Here is a 15,130-nt window from a genome sequence, read left to right as displayed (position 1 = left end):
GGGTTTACCATGCCAGATTGATCTCGGCGCGCACGAAGTAGCTGTTGTCGCGGCGGTTTTTAGCGTAGTAGTCGCCGGGCAGCAGGTATTCGGCCACCAGATGGCCAAAGACATGCTTGTTCAGCTTGGTCTTGATCCAACTGGTGAACAAATGACCGCGGAAGTGACCGTCATCGGTGATATTAGCCATTTGTGCGGCAGTCAGCGTGCTGTTCTCATTGGCCCAGAGGGCGTGATAGTTGGCCGTGATCGTGGTGGTTTCGTGCGGTTTGGCACCCCAGCCGATCCCTAAGCGTTGCAAATTGGTGGCCTCGGACACGCGGCTGTCGAGTGGCCATTGATAGACCATCAGCTCGCTCCATTGCGGCCAGCGGCCCCACAGCGGATCGAAGGTCTGGTTGGTGCTGTCGTTCGGGTCATCGCCGGACAGATATTCGTATTCCAGATGCAGGTTTTGCTTGAGCGGGCCGCCGAGCAGATAGCCGATGCGGCCATTGAAGCCGAAAGCGCTCAGATCAGCATCATTGCGCGTGCCCCATTCGTAGATGGTCTCGGCGCGCAGGCTCCATTGGTCGGTCAGCTTGGTATCGACCCGGGCGCCCAGGCCATAGATGTCGCCGGTATCCGAAGGTGACGGGAAGGGGGCACCGTTGTTTTTGCGCACGGTGTCGAGGCCGGGGACATAGTCAGTCAGCTGCTCGCGATTGTGTTTGTAAATAAAGTAGCCATCGACGACGCCCTCTTGGTGTTTGAGCAAACTCTTGTTGCGCAGATAGAGGATGGCGCCGGTTTCGTTCTGCTCGATTTGGTCCTCAACATCACCATTGAGCGGCTGTGGAAAGCGATCGGTGTTGGCGTTCTGGTCGAGGTACACCAGATCGACGGTGGTGTCGATTGACTCAATCTGGTAGGTCGCGCGCGCAGCGTCAAAATAAATGGTGCGCGAGCCATCCAGTGGGGTACCGTCGAGAATCAGCCAGCCGTTGCCGAAGATTAAGTCCTGGCGACCGATCTTGAAGCTCAGCGGCAGGGTGGCGATGGGCTTGAGATCGATATTCAACTGATCGAACAAAATACCGCCGCTGTACCAGTCCTCGAAGCCGGGCAGGGGATAGGTGTTGTCATCAGGCTGCACATAGTGGCGGCCTTCCCAAATCAAGCGGGTGTTGAGCCCGAACTGATCATTGGGCTTGTAATTGCCCCATAGGCGCAGGCGCAGGCGCTCGAAATTGCGATCGGCGATCGGGCTGTCATCGTTCAGGCCGACATTGCCGACATAAATCTGGCGCAGGCGCATGTCGGCGCCCCAGTCGAAGGGGCTGGCGGCCGGCTCGGGGGCGGCCAAGGCGGCTCCGGACAGCCAGGCGGTGCAGGTCAGTGCCAGGGCGGAGGTCGTGGGGGGGCGAGGGTGATTAAAGATCATGATCGGTTTTCCTCTCTTCAATGGCCCAGTCACGGTCGATGGGCGTGACCTCATCTGGCGCGGCGTTGCGGCGCATCAGGCCATAAATCAGCGACACAATGGTCATCAAGATGCAGCCTAGGTAGGCAACAGCCACCCAGGGATCGGGGATTCCAAGCATGTGTGGTTCCTCGTGATCAAAAAGTAGAATCAAGCCGCTGCCGCAGGCTTCTGGCCTCGTTCTGTTTCGAGAAGCACTGCACGAGATGGTCGTCATCCGGCTTGCGGGTGAAGGCGCTGACGATGATCAGCGTCAGTGTCGACAGCGGCAGTGCGACCACAATGGGATCGACCACCGGCCAGTTGGGCACATCGGCCAGTAGACTGGGTTTGCCGCCGGTGACCAGCTGCACCAGACCGATGGCGCTGGCTTCCTTGGCCTTGATGAACAGCAGCCAAAAGGCCGAGATACCAAAGCCGACGCTCATAGACGCCAGTGCGCCGGTGCGGGTGACGCCCTTAAAAAACAGTCCGCCGATGTAGGCGGGCATGAAGGCCGCCGCGCACAGGCCAAAAAAAATGGCCGTGAAGCGGGCGATGACATAGCCCTCGCGCACCGTATAGCTGATGGTGACAGCGACCAGCAGACCCACAATCACCGCCAGGCGCATGGCCAGCAGACTGGGTTCGCTGCCATGGGGTTTATGGGTGATCTGCTCGTAGAGATCGCGCCCGGCCGAGGTGCCAATGGTGTGGAACTGACTCGACATGGTGCTCATGGCCGCTGCCAGCAGGGCGAGGAAAAAGACAATGCCAAACCAGTGCGGCATCGCGGTGGAGATATAGGTCGGGATGATGCGATCCGCCTGTCCTTTCACATAGGTGATGATGGAAGAGCGCCCCGAGACCAGCTCAAAGCTCTCCCCGGCGTTGTCATGCACCTGTTCACGGGTGCTGATGACCAGGGGCACCACCGCCGGTTTGTCATCCTTGCCGAGTATCGGCACCCAGGCGCCGGCGTCGTTTGCGCGCCTCAGGGCGACCATGGCGCGGTCGCTATCGCCATCGCTGTCGGCATTGATCATGGTCTCAACCGTGCCATGCAGCAGCGGCCCATGCTGGGCGAACCAGGCATTCGACAGGCTGCCAACGATAAAGGGCGCGCCCGTCATCAGCATGATGAAGACCGCGCCGATGGGCACCGCGCGGTCGAGTTCGCGGCGGCTGCGCACGGTCATGAAGCGCACCGCCAGCTGCGGCTGCGCCAGTACACCGATACCCACGCCCAGGATGATGGTGGTCACCACGATGTACCAGAGGTTGTACTGGATTGCGCCCCAGCCGAAGGCGGGCATTTCCGTCCAGCCCTGGTGCCCGATGGCCTGGAGCTTGGCCGGCACCATGTCCGCCATGCCGGTCAGGTAGCGATGCGCCTCGCCGATGCCGCCAAGCTGACTGTAGGTGAACCACAGCAGGAAGAACATCGCCAGGATCATCACGAACCCTTGCAGGGTGTCGGTGTACATCACCGCCTTCAGGCCGCCAGGTACCACATAGGCGGCAGTGATGAGCGCGAAGATCAGCAATGCGACCTCGAAGTCGATGCCAAACTGGGTGGCGGCAAAGATGCTGCCGCCAGTCATGACAGCGGCCGAGTAGAGCGGCATGAACAGAAAAATCAGCGCCCCGGCGAAGATCTGCACCGCGCGGCTCTGATAGCGCAGACCCAGCAGCTCGCCAAAGGTGTGGGCGCCGAGCCGATGGCCCATGCGCCGGGTCGGCTCACCCAGAAACACAAAGGCAATGAAGATCCCTACCCCGATATTCAGAAAGGTCAGCCACAGCAGGCTCATGCCAAAGAGCCCGGCGACACCGCCGAAGCCAACGATGGCGGCGGTGGAGATGAAGGTGGCCCCGTAGGACACCGCCATAATGATCGGATGGACGGTGCGCCCGCCGACCAGAAAATCGGCCGCCGAGCGCGTGCCGCGATAGCCGAGCCAGCCGAGATAGCCGGTGGCGATTAGATAAATGAGAATGACCAGAATATCGATCCAGCTAAGCCCGGACTGTCCTGTCATGGATACCCCCTCGCTCGCGCCGAATGGCGCTTTTATGTCATTGTTATGAAGCTGGGGCAGTACGGTACGCTAAAAGGCCAGTGCATTTCATCGACCTGGCGCAATAAAACCAGCATTTTTTTGTGGAGAAGGGCGGAGGAACTGAGGATGGAAAGCTTTAAGGTGGTGCGACCCGAACACCTGAACCACCATGGAAATCTGTTCGGTGGTTTTTTGCTGCAATGGGTTGATGAGATTTCATGGATTGCCGCCAGTCGCGACCATCCCGGGTGTCGCTTCGTGACTGTGGCCATGGACAATGTTGAGTTCCATTGCGGCGCCTGCCAGGGCATGCTGCTGCGCTTCGATGCCAGTGAAAGTCGGCGTGGCACCACCTCGGTGAGCTACCGGACAACTGTCTATAGCGAGGATCTCGTCACCGGGACCGAGGCCACCATTTTCTCCACCTGCGTGACCTTCGTGCGGATCGATGCCGCAGGCAAGAAAACGCCGCTGCCAGCCCCCGGAGCATCCACACCCGGAACATCCGCAACTTGACCTAAACGCGCACGATGGCTTTGTCAAAGACACGACTGGCGCGTCTGCACCGACCATTGGTCGGCAACCGCGCCAGTGATGGCTGGTGGCTGATCGGCGGTGCGGCCTTTGGTTTGCTGTCATCCTGGCTGTCGGCGCCCTGGCACGCCAGTGCCAGCCGCTTCGCCTGGCTGCTGGATTTGGTCACGCACGGGCAGTGGCTTTATCTGATCTTGCTTGTGTTGGGCGTAGCGTTGCTGATCCGGCGCTACCCAGCCGCCGTGCTGGCGCTGCTGTTGCTTCCCTTGCCCTGGTTGAGCGCTTCGCCGTCCCTGGTCGATCAGACCGAGTGCAGGGATTCGGGAACGGATTCGGGTTTGCACGTTGCGGTGGCCAATCTAAACATGGCGTCACCGCCACTGCCTGCACTGACCGCTTGGCTCGACGATAGGCGAGCGGATTTGCTTATCCTGCTCGAATGCACACCTGCGATGGCCCACTGGTTGGATAATCGCCGTGATCTGCCGCATCATGCCGGGCAACCCGATGACTCACCTTTCGGTCTCTGTTTGCGCGCGGCCTGGCCGTTGCTTGACGCGCGTACCGAATGGGATGCGGCCGGCATTCCGCGCCTGCATGCCGAGCTCGACTGGGCGGGTCGGCGTGTCCGCGTGATCGCGCTGCACCCGATGCCGCCGCTCTCTGTGTATTTCCATCAGTTGCGCAATCAGCAACTGCACCACCTGATGTCCGACCTTGACCCCACCCAACCTGCAATCCTGGCTGGCGACTTAAATGCCAGCCCCTGGTCATCGGCCTTTGCCGGCCTGGCTCGGACCGGCGTGCGCCGCGCGAGCGGCTTGCAACCGACCTGGCCGGCGGTGGGGCAGGGCTGGTTCGGTATCCCCATTGACCAGGTTCTGGTGACCACCGCCTGGTGCGGTGTGGAACGCGCTCCCACCCGGTCACTTGGCTCCGATCACCGGGCGCTGAGCGTGCGGCTGTGGTGAGCAATTACGCGGCGTTCATCTGGCTCACGCGTTCAACATCGGTCTGCCGATAATGAGCGTCGGTTCAGCAGCGCGGGAGGGGCTCGCCGGAGAGAAAACACAGCGCCTTCTAGCGCGTTGGCGCGCGCTGATGACAGTGGAGTGCCGGGGTGTCGGGGCAGGGGTTAAGCGACAGTGCTCCGCTGATCGAACATCGAAGGCGCCGGGCTGCTCTCGGAAATCCCTTTGAGCGTGGTACCGCCGAGTACCGGGTCGCCGCTGCCGACGCTCAGGTCACCAAGGGACAGCACTCCGACGCAGCGGTTGGAATGGTCGAGCACCATCAAACGGCGCACCTTCCGCTCCTGCATTAACTGGGCCGCCGTCTGCAAGTCGGCATCGACATATTGGAAATCCACGCCGGGGCTCATGACCTCGCTGACCGCTGTCTCCGGCGGGTAGCCGCTGCCGAGACCGCGCACCGTGATGTCGCGGTCGGTCAGGGTGCCAATGATCTGGTTGTCGTCGGTGACCGGCAGGAAGCCGACTTGTTCATCGCGCATCAGCTTGGCGGCCGCAGCCATGGAGGCCGTTTGCGCAATGGCGTGAAAGTTCGGGGTCATGACATCTTGGACTTGCATGGCAGGATCTCCTGTTGTCGTGTCCGTAATTTAGCCCGGGTGCGCGCAGGTGCAAGGCGTGGTCGGGCATATGTGGCGCTTTGCCCACCAGTGGAGCTGCAAAGGTGATGCCAGCGTGCAGGGATGCCTCACTCCACTTGGTTGTGTCCATGAGAGCTTGACTGTAGTTCCAGGATCTCCCGGTATCCGTGCCAGGTGGCATAGGCCAGCCAGGGCAGCACCACCAAATGGCAGCGCCAGGGCGCTGGCGCGAAATACCACTACCGCCAGGATCAGTGCCACACCACCGAACGCCAGCGCGAAAGGCCAGCTCTCGGTAAAGAGCACTGGCAGCGGGCGGATGTGTTCGTAGGTCGGCATCAACTCATGAAAGACCCCGCCGAACAGCAGATTCGAGAGCATGATCCAATTGATAAAGACCAACCGGAGCGGCGCGCAGATCCTGCCAACCGCCTGCCAGCCACTGCAGCGGCTGGCGCCAAGCCGTTTGATGAATTTGAAAGCTGCGCTGGGGCAGGTGAGCGGTGGAAATCACAAAGGTGCTCATGGCCAACCTCCCAAGGGTGCATGGTTATAAAGCGGGAATCTGCCTGACAGGCCATGCAGAAACCCTGCCAGCACCTCTCAAAGTGCGAACGGCGCATCCCACTGCAAAGACGTTGCGGGGTATATCCACCACCGACGGTGCATTTCACCCGCGCCTATCGCAGACGTCGAATTGGTATCCGTAAAACTACGTAGTCGAAACTGCGGCTGCCCACAATGTTTTCACCGCCCGCATTGGGCTAGTCTTCCAATGTCCGTGCAAAAACACTGGACGTTCTGACTTTGTTATGCCGTTTTCTTATTTGGGAGATGGTGCCGGTGTTGGTGCCGGTGCTGGTGGTTGAAAAACCGGATCGGAGGTCTGCCGATGAGTAAAGCGACGTTTTCTCGTTTCAAATGGATTCTAGTGTCTGTGTCGATTGTGCTGACCTTGTCCTTTGTGGCGGCGCTCGAGTTTCGGGGACGTGCGCCGGACGGCAAACCCTTGCCTGGGCGAGTTGTCATCAGTGCAGCCGATTTTTGATAATGCTCCCATCCGTTGAGTCAAGCCCCTGGAGCTGTAGAATGGACGCGCGCGCCTGGTTAGGCATTTCAGGGGGGAAACGTGATGGACACAGTGCCGCGAGCCTATGTGATCGACGATGATGCGGATATCCGCCAATCGTTGGCCATGTTGCTGGGTTCGGTGTCCATTAATGTTAAAGCCTATGCCAGCGCGATGCGCTTTCTCCAGGACTTCAGAACCACCGCTCTTGAGCAGTTAGGGCCGCGGGTGTTGTTGCTCGATGTGCGCATGGCGGAGATCAGCGGCATGGCCGTGCTTGAGCAACTGCGGGCCGAGTGTCCGCAGCTGGCAGTGCTGATGATCAGCGGTCATGGCGACATCGACATGGCTGTGAAGGCGATGAAGCTGGGCGCAAAAGACTTCATCACCAAACCCTTCAATCCGCAGGATCTGCTTGATCGGGTGCAGAAGGCGCTACGCCAGAGCCATGAGCCGCAGGGCTTGGATGAACGCGTCACGGTTGGGAAATCACGCCTGGCACAACTGAGCGCGCGCGAACGGGCGGTTTTTGATCGACTGATTCAGGGCGATTCCAACAAACTCATTGCGTTGGATCTGAACATCAGCATCCGCACGGTCGAGGCGCATCGCGCCAATCTGATGAAAAAGCTGGGAGCCACCAGTCTGGTTGAGTTAGTACGGATGTCCCTGTCCTGATGGCCGCCTCCCAGATCATTCACCCGATCATTTAATGGATTCTGCCGTGCTTGCGTCTGTGCTGTTGGCGCAGCAGCGGCTCCAATTGCGCCAGCGTAAAGGGTTTGAGCAGGCGTGCGTCGAACAGGGTGGCGGCGTCGAGGTCGGTCGGAGCCGAATCGGCGTAACCGGTGATAGCGATCACGGACAGCTGTGAACGCCCCGGCTCTTTGGCCAAAACGCGAGCCACCTGATAACCGTCGACATCCGGCAGGCCGATGTCGAGCAAAATGACATCGACTGGATGTTCGCGCACTGTCCTGATAACCCGCGCGCCCGCATCCAGCACCCGGACTTGGTGCCCCAGTCCGCGCAGCAATCCGGCAATTGACTCGAGGATGTCGAGGTTATCATCAACCACTAGAATCTTGAGTTGATCATGGCGCTCAGACTGGCCATGTAAACCGGCGATCCCTTTGATGGCGTCGCGATCATGGCTGGTCGTTGCGCGCTCAATCAACGGCAGCCAGACTGTGAAACGACAGCCGTGATCACTGCCGTCGCTCTTGACCGTGACCTGCCCGCCGTGGAGCGTGACGATTTGCTTGACCAGTGTCAGCCCCAGACCCAAACCGGCATGGGTGCGATCGCGATGGGAAATGGCGCTGTCGAAAATGTCGAAGACATGCGGCAGTAAATCCGGTGAGATGCCTTTACCGTTGTCTTCGACGTCGATGCGCGCCTGGTTGCCCGTGGTTTGCAGGGAAACCATAATGCGCCCGTCCTCGGGTGTGTAGCGGCAGGCATTGTGTAACAGATTCGAGAACACCTGGGTCAACCGAATGCCATCGCCAAAGACGATGACGGGCGTCTGTGGCAGATTGAGCGCCAGCTCCTGGCTTTTTTCCTCCATGGCGGGTCGCAAGGCGGCAATGGATTCCAGCAACAAGGGTTGCAGCGGGCGCTGTTCGCAGGTCAGGCTCAGGGTGCCGCGTCGCACCCGGGCCACATCGAGCAGATCATCGACCATGCGTTGGAGATGGCCGACCTGACGCTCGATCATGTCGGCGGCCCAAGCGGTTTGCTCAGCGCTGTGATCCGGCATGCGCAGCAGGTATACCGCCGAGCGAATCGGTGTCAGCGGGTTGCGCAATTCATGACCCAGCATGGCCAGAAACTGATCCTTGCGCCGGTTCATGGTTTCAAGATCCTGGGTCTGCTGGCGCAGACGTGCCTCGAGGCGCTTGTGCTCGCTGACATCGACGAAGGTGCCGATACTGCCGCGCGCCTGGCCTTGTTCGTCGAACAAGGGCGCCGCATAGGTTAAGAGGTGGGTGGTTGAACCGTCGGCAAAGGCCAGGGTGAGTTCAGTATTGTTGACGGTGTGCCCCGACGCGGCGGCTTGCTGCATGGGCAGTTCATGGGGTGCGAGCTCGTGTGGCCCCTGAAACACTCGAAACGGCAGCTGTTGAGCCTCTGGTCCGGATTTGGACGGATTACGCTCAAGCGGCATACGCAGCAGGCGCGCCCCGGCTTGATTCATGGTCATGTTTTCGCAGGCCTGATCGCGCGCGAAGAAGATCCCAATCGGTGCGGCATCGAACAGTGCCTGGATCTCGTCGAGGCGACGCTGATTATCTTGGCGCAGCATTTCCAGACGTTCGTCGGTCGCCCGGCGTGCAGTGATATCCGTCACCAGGGCAAAACATCCATGGGTCTCTCCGTGCTGATCGGTGTCGGGAATATAGTCCGCCGAGACACAACGCAGTCCGCCATGGGTATAGGGAAGCCAACCCTCAAAATGTGCCTGATGACCGGACAGGGCCTGCTCGATCAGCGGTTTGATGGCAGCGAAAGAGGTCTCCCCAACGACATCGACAATGTGCTTGCCTTGCACGGCCTCTGGATCCAAGCCGAACCAGTCGCGGTAGCGTGCGTTGTTGAAGCGATAGCAACAGTCACGATCAACATAGGAGATCAGCACCGGCAGCGCATCGGTGATACGCCGCAGGAGATGTTCGCTTTGACTCAGCATAAGGTGTCGATGATCAGGCGATGTCGGGGATAGTGCGCCAACTGGTGGTTTTCCATAAGACTAACGGAATCCGCATGTGGAACTCCATTCGTAAGCGCACGAATATTGCCTCCGTAATTCTACGGTGGGGGCTGGGCACGAATACCGGCGGTTCGTCTGTTGCGTGCTGAGACTTGTGTTCAGTTTGATGTGGATACGTAGTGCTACGAATATCGCTGTGCAACCCACTTGGATTAGGCTCATGCCAATCATCCCAGTGCCAATGTTGGCCTTATTAGTGATCGCCTGTTGCCATGCATAAACCACAGTCAAGCGACTCTGCCAATCGTCTGGTGATCCAAACGGTCTGGCCATTCGTGCTCATTATCGCAGTACTGCTCGCAGCCGCCTTCTTTAGCTTGAAGCTGATGTCCTCCATTCGTGCCTTCGTCGGGGCGGAGAGTCTTTACTCCAAGGCGCAAAAACAGGCCTATATCTCGCTTGTCAATTATGCGGATACACAATCAGAAGAGGACTACCAAAATTTCTTGTCGGAAATCGCGATTCCCCTGGGTGACAACAAGGCGCGGCTCGCGCTACAGAGAAAACCGCCAGATCTTGACGCCGCCTATCAAGGATTTGTTGAGGGCAACAATCAGCCGGGTGACATACCGGACATGATCCGTCTGTTTCGATATTTCGGCGACTGGCCGGTGATGAAGGATCCGATTCGGATCTGGACCGAGGCCGACGCCTATATCCTGGAAATGTATGCCTTGGGTCAGTCGATGCAGCAAAAGATGGAATTGGGAGCATTGGATGCCGATGCCAAGACCTCTTTGATTCAGGAATTGGATGCCATCAACGTCGCCATCACGTCGTTGGAAGAAGCCTTCTCCTCATCGCTGGCGACGGTGTCGCGTCAGATCGGTCATCTGGTTTCCGTGCTGTTGATTGGCCTAACGGTTCTGATGCTGGGGCTTGGCCTGTTATTTTCACGTCGCCTGGCATCCCAACAACTATCTGCTGCGAAGGCCCAGCACAAAGAGTTGCAGAAAAATCGCGCGCTGCTGCATAACGCGAGCGATGGTATCCACATCCTAACCACCACCGGCAACGTTCAGGAAGCCAGTGATTCCTTCTGCGCGATGCTAGGCTACTCTCGTGACGAAGTCATTGGCATGAACGTCAGGCAATGGGAAGCGTTTCACAAGCGGGAAAATTTGCCTGACAGCTTCTACCGCTATCTCAATCAAGGTGCCCGTATCCAGTTCGAAACCGTACACCGACGCAAGGATGACTCTGTGTTCGATGCGGAGGTCAGTGTTCTACCGATTGAACTCGACGAAAGTCCCTTGCTCTTTTGTTCGTCGCGCGACATTAGCGAACGCAAGCGCAACGAACAGCAGGTTGAGCGCCTTGCGTATCACGATCAACTCACTGGATTGCCAAACCGCACGCAGTTCCAGGATCGACTCAACCAGGCTCTGGCGCAGTCAAAACGCTACAAGCACTTTGGTGCCGTGTTGTTCATGGATCTTGATAAGTTCAAGAACATTAATGATGTGCATGGTCATGCCATCGGTGATCAAGTGCTCAAGGAGGTTGCCGAACGTTTGATGTCTCGACTGCGGCACTCGGACACCGTCTCGCGCTTCGGGGGCGACGAGTTTGTCATCCTGCTGTCAGAACTGTCCTCCGAGCAGAACAAGGCCGCCACCCTTGCGCTCTCAGTGGCGGAGCAATTCCGTTCCGTTCTGGAGAGACCGCTGCGGATGCATCAGCAAGACCATGTTGTAACCTCCAGCATCGGGATCTCGCTGTTCCCGAAAGACGATGAGAGTGTCGAGGATATTATCCGCGAGGCGGATATCGCCATGTACCGTGCGAAGGATAGTGGTCGGAATCGCTTGGTGTTTTTCGAGCAGGCCATGCAAGCGCACATCGCCGAGCGGTATCTCATGGAACAGCATCTGCACAATGCTGTGCAGAATGATGAATTGGAGCTTTATCTTCAATCCCAACTGAACCGCGACCGCACACTCATCGGCGCAGAGGCTTTGGTCCGCTGGCGGCATCCCAGCAGAGGATTGATCCCGCCTGACATGTTCATCCCGCTGGCAGAAGAATCCGGGCAAATTGTATCCATCGGTGAATGGGTGTTGCGTGAAGCCTGCCAGGTGATCGCTCAGATGAACATTATGGGGCACAGTCTTCGTCTGGCGGTCAATGTGAGTCCACGACAGTTCCGTCAGGGGAACTTTGTCAGTCGTGTTCAGGAGATACTGGAGGAAACCGGTGCCGATCCACTCTATCTGACGCTGGAAATCACAGAAAATCTGTTGCTTGACCGGACTGCGGAAATCGTTCCAGGCATGTTGACACTCTCAGAGATGGGGATTCGTTTCTCCATTGATGATTTTGGTACCGGTTATTCGTCGCTGTCCTATCTCAAGCGCCTACCTCTGAAGGAACTGAAAATCGACAAAAGCTTCGTCCAGGACATACCGCAGGACGCGAATGATGTGGTCTTGGTGGAGGCCATCTGTTCCATGTCGCGCCACCTGGGGTTTGAGGTCGTGGCTGAAGGGGTGGAAACGAAAGCGCAGTATGAATACCTCGCGCAACTGGGTTGCGAGTATTACCAGGGATATTACTTCCATCGTCCACAATGTTGTCAGGAATGGCTGGTGAATTTGAAAAACCGATGCGGATGAAGCGCTATCAGCAAATGCCGGCACTTGTACGGTTATTGGTGCCTGTTTTATGTGCGCGCGTGCACTCGAACCAAGCGTGTTCAAATCAACCCGTTAAAGCCCCAGCCAACCAGGGTGAATGACACCGCCAGTACCGCGACATAAAGCGCCAGCGCCGGCCAGCGAATCACCTTGCGCAGAATAATCATCTCCGGCAGCGACAGCGCGGCGATGCTCATCATCAGTGCCAGCACGGTGCCAATGGCCACTCCCTTGCTGAGCAATGCTTCGGCGATTGGAATCACCCCGGTGGCATTGGAATAGAGTGGCACCCCGAGCAATACCGCCGCCGGTACACTGTACCAGGCCGAAGCGTCCAGATGAGTCGCCACCCAGTCCTGTGGCACATAGCCGTGAAACAGGGCGCCGACGCTGATGCCGAGCAGCACCCATTTCCACAGCCGACGCAGAATCTCGCGCACTTCGCTCAGCGCATAGCGGTGGCGGCCGGCAAGCGTGGTATCTGGGGCTTGGGTCTGGGCCTCGCCGACGCGAATCGTCCAGACATAGTCCTCCACCCAGCGCTCGGGGCGAAAGCGCTCCATGATCAGACCACCGAACCAGGCTACCGCCAAACCGGCGCCGACATAGAGCAACGTCAGCTTCCAGCCGAGCAGCCCGAACAGAATCACCACCGCAACTTCGTTGATCATCGGACTGGCGATCAGGAAGGAGAAGGTCACCCCGAGCGGAATCCCGGCTTCGACAAAGCCGATGAACAATGGCACTGAGGAGCAGGAGCAGAAGGGTGTGATGGCGCCCAGGCCAATGGCGCTGGCCCGTGCCGCCCACACCGGCTTGCCGCGCACATAAGCGCGCACCTTCTCCGGTGACATGAGTGCGCGCAGCAGGCCCATCAGGTAGATCACCAGTACCAGCAGGGCGAAGATCTTGGCGGTGTCCATCACGAAGAACTGCACCGCTGTGCCCAGATGGGAATCGGGTGCCAGCCCCAGCAGCCGGTAAGCCACTGTGTCACCGAGCAGGATGAAAGGGCCCTCAGCCATGAGCAGGTGACTCCTTGGACTCGGGTAATGCCTGGGGCGGGGACTTCGGCGCGGGCTCAGATGCGGATACAGTTGCCGTGACTGCCGGTAGCGGAATGGATAGCACCAGCGCTACCGCTACGAATCCCGCTGACCACCACAGACAGCCTGTCAGGCCCTGGGTCTGGTAGATTAACCCGGAAAGAACGGTGCCGATCAGCCGCCCACCGGCATTGGCCATGTAATAGAAGCCGACATTCATCGAGACTTTTTGCATATCCGAGTATGCCAAAATCAGATAGGAATGCAGCGCGGAGTTGACGGCGAAGACGATGCCGAAGAGCAGCAAGCCAACAATCAGGATGTCTCCCTGCAGCTGGCCCGTGGTGAGGGTGACGAGTTGACTCAAATCCAGCCCCAAGCTCGTGACGAGCGACTCGGCCAAGGCCGGGAATTTGTCCGGCCCATAGATCATTGCCAATGCCATGCCAGCCGGGATGAGCGCTAGCACCAACGCCCAACCGCGTGCTGAGGCGCCGCCCGGTCCAACCCGCACCGCGCTGGCCGGTTCCAGTCGCTTCCCGCGCAGCAGTGCGGGTGCGCCAGCCTGCACAAAACCATAGCCAATCACCCATAGCGCCAGAAAGGCACCGACCTGGGTGTAGGACCAACCAAGCACTTCATACAGAAACACCGGCAGCGCAACCACAAACCAGACATCGCGTGCGCCAAACAGAAAGAAGCGCGCCGCCGATAGCCAGTTAACCGCCGGGGTATTGGAAAAGACCTGGGTGAACTTGGCCTTTTCCTTGAGCTTGCCGACGCCCGCTGGCAGTAACACGGCGGTGACCACCAGCACCAGAAACAACACGCCGGCTAATACCAAGAGCGCACCGCGAAAGCCGATCCATTGCAGCAGGGCTGCGCCGACGAAAAAGCCCGCCCCCTTGAGCGCATTCTTGGAGCCGGTCAGCAGCGCGACATACTTAAACAGCTTGGATTCCGCCCCCGCGCCCTGTCCCGTCAAGCTTTTGACCGAGGCCTTGGCCGACATCTTGTTCAAATCCTTGGCAATGCCGGACAACGCCTGGGCGGCCATCACATAGCCCACCGACAGCCAGGAGTCGGGCACCGTCAGCATCAGCAGCGCGCCGACTTGCAACGCCATGCCGATATGCATGATGAGGTTGAGCCCAATGCGCGCCCCCAGCCAGCCGCCGACCAGATTGGTCAAGATGCCAAACACCTCGTAGAACAAAAATAGCATCGCCACCTCGAAGGGCGAATAGCCGAGCTGATGAAAATACAGCACCACCAGCATGCGGATGGCGCCGTCGGTGATGGTGAAGGCCCAATAGCCGGCGGTCACCGTCAGATAATTGCGCGTGGCACTGTTCATCAGTCTTGCGCGAGAAACCCCGTCCTTCAGGGCGGGGAGGGATAGCACAGCGCGCGCAGCGCGGTCAGGCGGCCCGTCTCGCTTCCTCCATTGTCGGTTTCGGTTGAAAAGCGTATCCATAGCCATCGGCGCGTTGCAGCACCTGGCAATAGCGGTGTGAAATCCCCTGAACGGTTCCACCGGGGGTTTGGATGTTAAAGGATCCGGTTCGGCGCATCGCCACACGCCCGACATGCACGCCTGCCTGTTTGCCCTTGGGCACCTCGGCGCGCACCCAATCGCCGGTCTGGAAACCGTGGACGCGCTTGTGGCGGACGAGATAGCCGCGCGGAAAACCGTTGTTGAAGGTGCGCGTGCGGCGGTAGGTGCCGCGTCCGGTGGCCTTGATCGCCAGCACCGGGCGATTCCAGTCCTGCACCTGATCGACGGTGCCGACGCAGACGGCATCAAGGGCATGGGTCTTGGGGATATCTAAACCGCGTCAATTTAGAGGTGCGTAATTCTTATGCTATAGTTTGCGCTCCATTGTGCCACGCATCGTTTGGACGCGCACTTGCCGACATTTTGGTGACAGGATCGTTTCATGTTGACGTTAGATC

At 58.9% G+C, this 15,130-nt stretch carries 14 protein-coding genes; 4 read left to right on the top strand and 10 right to left on the bottom strand.

Annotated elements, in window-relative coordinates; genetic code table 11:
• Positions 1-4: 4 nt before the first annotated feature.
• The 3 genes from CKO36_RS12770 to CKO36_RS12760 are packed head-to-tail and all read right to left on the bottom strand — an operon-like array spanning position 5 to position 3,483.
• Positions 5-1,423: an alginate export family protein gene (locus tag CKO36_RS12770; protein WP_200284447.1), complete on the bottom strand. Its 1,419-nt coding sequence runs from the start codon at positions 1,421-1,423 to the stop codon at positions 5-7.
• Positions 1,413-1,583, bottom strand: a complete 171-nt coding sequence (locus CKO36_RS12765) for a symporter small accessory protein (RefSeq protein WP_200284446.1) — start codon at positions 1,581-1,583, stop codon at positions 1,413-1,415. Before CKO36_RS12765 ends, CKO36_RS12770 begins: the two co-directional genes overlap by 11 nt.
• Positions 1,584-1,599: 16 nt before the next feature.
• Positions 1,600-3,483, bottom strand: coding sequence for a sodium:solute symporter family protein (locus CKO36_RS12760; protein ID WP_200284445.1), 1,884 nt, complete (start codon positions 3,481-3,483; stop codon positions 1,600-1,602).
• A gap of 147 nt (positions 3,484-3,630) precedes the next feature.
• Here CKO36_RS12760 and CKO36_RS12755 point away from each other — a divergent pair, with 147 nt between their 5' ends.
• Both CKO36_RS12755 and CKO36_RS12750 read left to right on the top strand, forming a co-directional pair.
• Complete coding sequence (locus CKO36_RS12755; protein WP_200284444.1) at positions 3,631-4,020, top strand: acyl-CoA thioesterase; 390 nt, start codon at positions 3,631-3,633, stop codon at positions 4,018-4,020.
• 20 nt (positions 4,021-4,040) lie between these two features.
• Positions 4,041-5,009, top strand: a complete 969-nt coding sequence (locus CKO36_RS12750) for an endonuclease/exonuclease/phosphatase family protein (RefSeq protein ID WP_200284443.1) — start codon at positions 4,041-4,043, stop codon at positions 5,007-5,009.
• 164 nt (positions 5,010-5,173) lie between these two features.
• On the opposite strand, the gene CKO36_RS12745 is transcribed toward CKO36_RS12750, so the two are convergent.
• Genes CKO36_RS12745 through CKO36_RS12735 form a run of 3 tightly spaced genes read right to left on the bottom strand, consistent with a single transcriptional unit; the run spans position 5,174 to position 6,176 of the window.
• Positions 5,174-5,629 carry a CBS domain-containing protein gene (locus CKO36_RS12745; protein WP_200284442.1) on the bottom strand — a complete coding sequence of 152 codons (456 nt, stop codon included), beginning with the start codon at positions 5,627-5,629 and terminating at the stop codon, positions 5,174-5,176.
• Positions 5,630-5,659: 30 nt separating this feature from the next.
• Positions 5,660-6,031, bottom strand: a complete 372-nt coding sequence (locus CKO36_RS12740; protein WP_242469586.1) for a DUF2189 domain-containing protein — start codon at positions 6,029-6,031, stop codon at positions 5,660-5,662.
• The gene (locus tag CKO36_RS12735; RefSeq protein WP_200284440.1) at positions 5,994-6,176 is read right to left on the bottom strand and encodes a hypothetical protein; all 183 of its coding nucleotides are present in this window, start codon (positions 6,174-6,176) and stop codon (positions 5,994-5,996) included. The genes CKO36_RS12740 and CKO36_RS12735 overlap by 38 nt, the downstream gene beginning before the upstream one ends.
• A 606-nt stretch (positions 6,177-6,782) precedes the next feature.
• Between CKO36_RS12735 and CKO36_RS12730 the strand changes: the two genes are divergently transcribed.
• A complete protein-coding gene (locus CKO36_RS12730) occupies positions 6,783-7,397 on the top strand; it encodes a response regulator transcription factor (RefSeq protein ID WP_200284439.1) in 615 nt (204 codons plus the stop codon).
• Between the two features lie 31 nt (positions 7,398-7,428).
• Here the strand turns inward: CKO36_RS12730 and CKO36_RS12725 are convergent, their stop codons facing one another.
• The gene (locus CKO36_RS12725) at positions 7,429-9,411 is read right to left on the bottom strand and encodes a hybrid sensor histidine kinase/response regulator (RefSeq protein ID WP_200284438.1); all 1,983 of its coding nucleotides are present in this window, start codon (positions 9,409-9,411) and stop codon (positions 7,429-7,431) included.
• 293 nt (positions 9,412-9,704) lie between these two features.
• On the opposite strand from CKO36_RS12725, the gene CKO36_RS12720 reads away from it, so the two are divergent.
• Positions 9,705-12,107 carry a putative bifunctional diguanylate cyclase/phosphodiesterase gene (locus CKO36_RS12720; protein ID WP_200284437.1) on the top strand — a complete coding sequence of 801 codons (2,403 nt, stop codon included), beginning with the start codon at positions 9,705-9,707 and terminating at the stop codon, positions 12,105-12,107.
• Positions 12,108-12,187: 80 nt separating this feature from the next.
• Here CKO36_RS12720 and CKO36_RS12715 read toward each other — a convergent pair whose 3' ends face one another.
• From CKO36_RS12715 to CKO36_RS12705, 3 genes are all read right to left on the bottom strand, one after another.
• Positions 12,188-13,153, bottom strand: coding sequence for a permease (locus CKO36_RS12715; RefSeq protein ID WP_200284436.1), 966 nt, complete (start codon positions 13,151-13,153; stop codon positions 12,188-12,190).
• The gene (gene arsJ / locus CKO36_RS12710; protein ID WP_200284435.1) at positions 13,146-14,531 is read right to left on the bottom strand and encodes an organoarsenical effux MFS transporter ArsJ; all 1,386 of its coding nucleotides are present in this window, start codon (positions 14,529-14,531) and stop codon (positions 13,146-13,148) included. Before arsJ ends, CKO36_RS12715 begins: the two co-directional genes overlap by 8 nt.
• Before the next feature lie 64 nt (positions 14,532-14,595).
• Positions 14,596-14,949, bottom strand: a complete 354-nt coding sequence (locus CKO36_RS12705; RefSeq protein ID WP_242469585.1) for a hypothetical protein — start codon at positions 14,947-14,949, stop codon at positions 14,596-14,598.
• Positions 14,950-15,130: the final 181 nt, after the last annotated feature.

The sequence above is a fragment of the Rhabdochromatium marinum genome (genome assembly GCF_016583795.1).
GTDB lineage: Bacteria > Pseudomonadota > Gammaproteobacteria > Chromatiales > Chromatiaceae > Rhabdochromatium > Rhabdochromatium marinum.
Note: the sequence above shows the minus strand (reverse complement) of the source record. Positions and strands in the feature narration are given on the sequence as shown.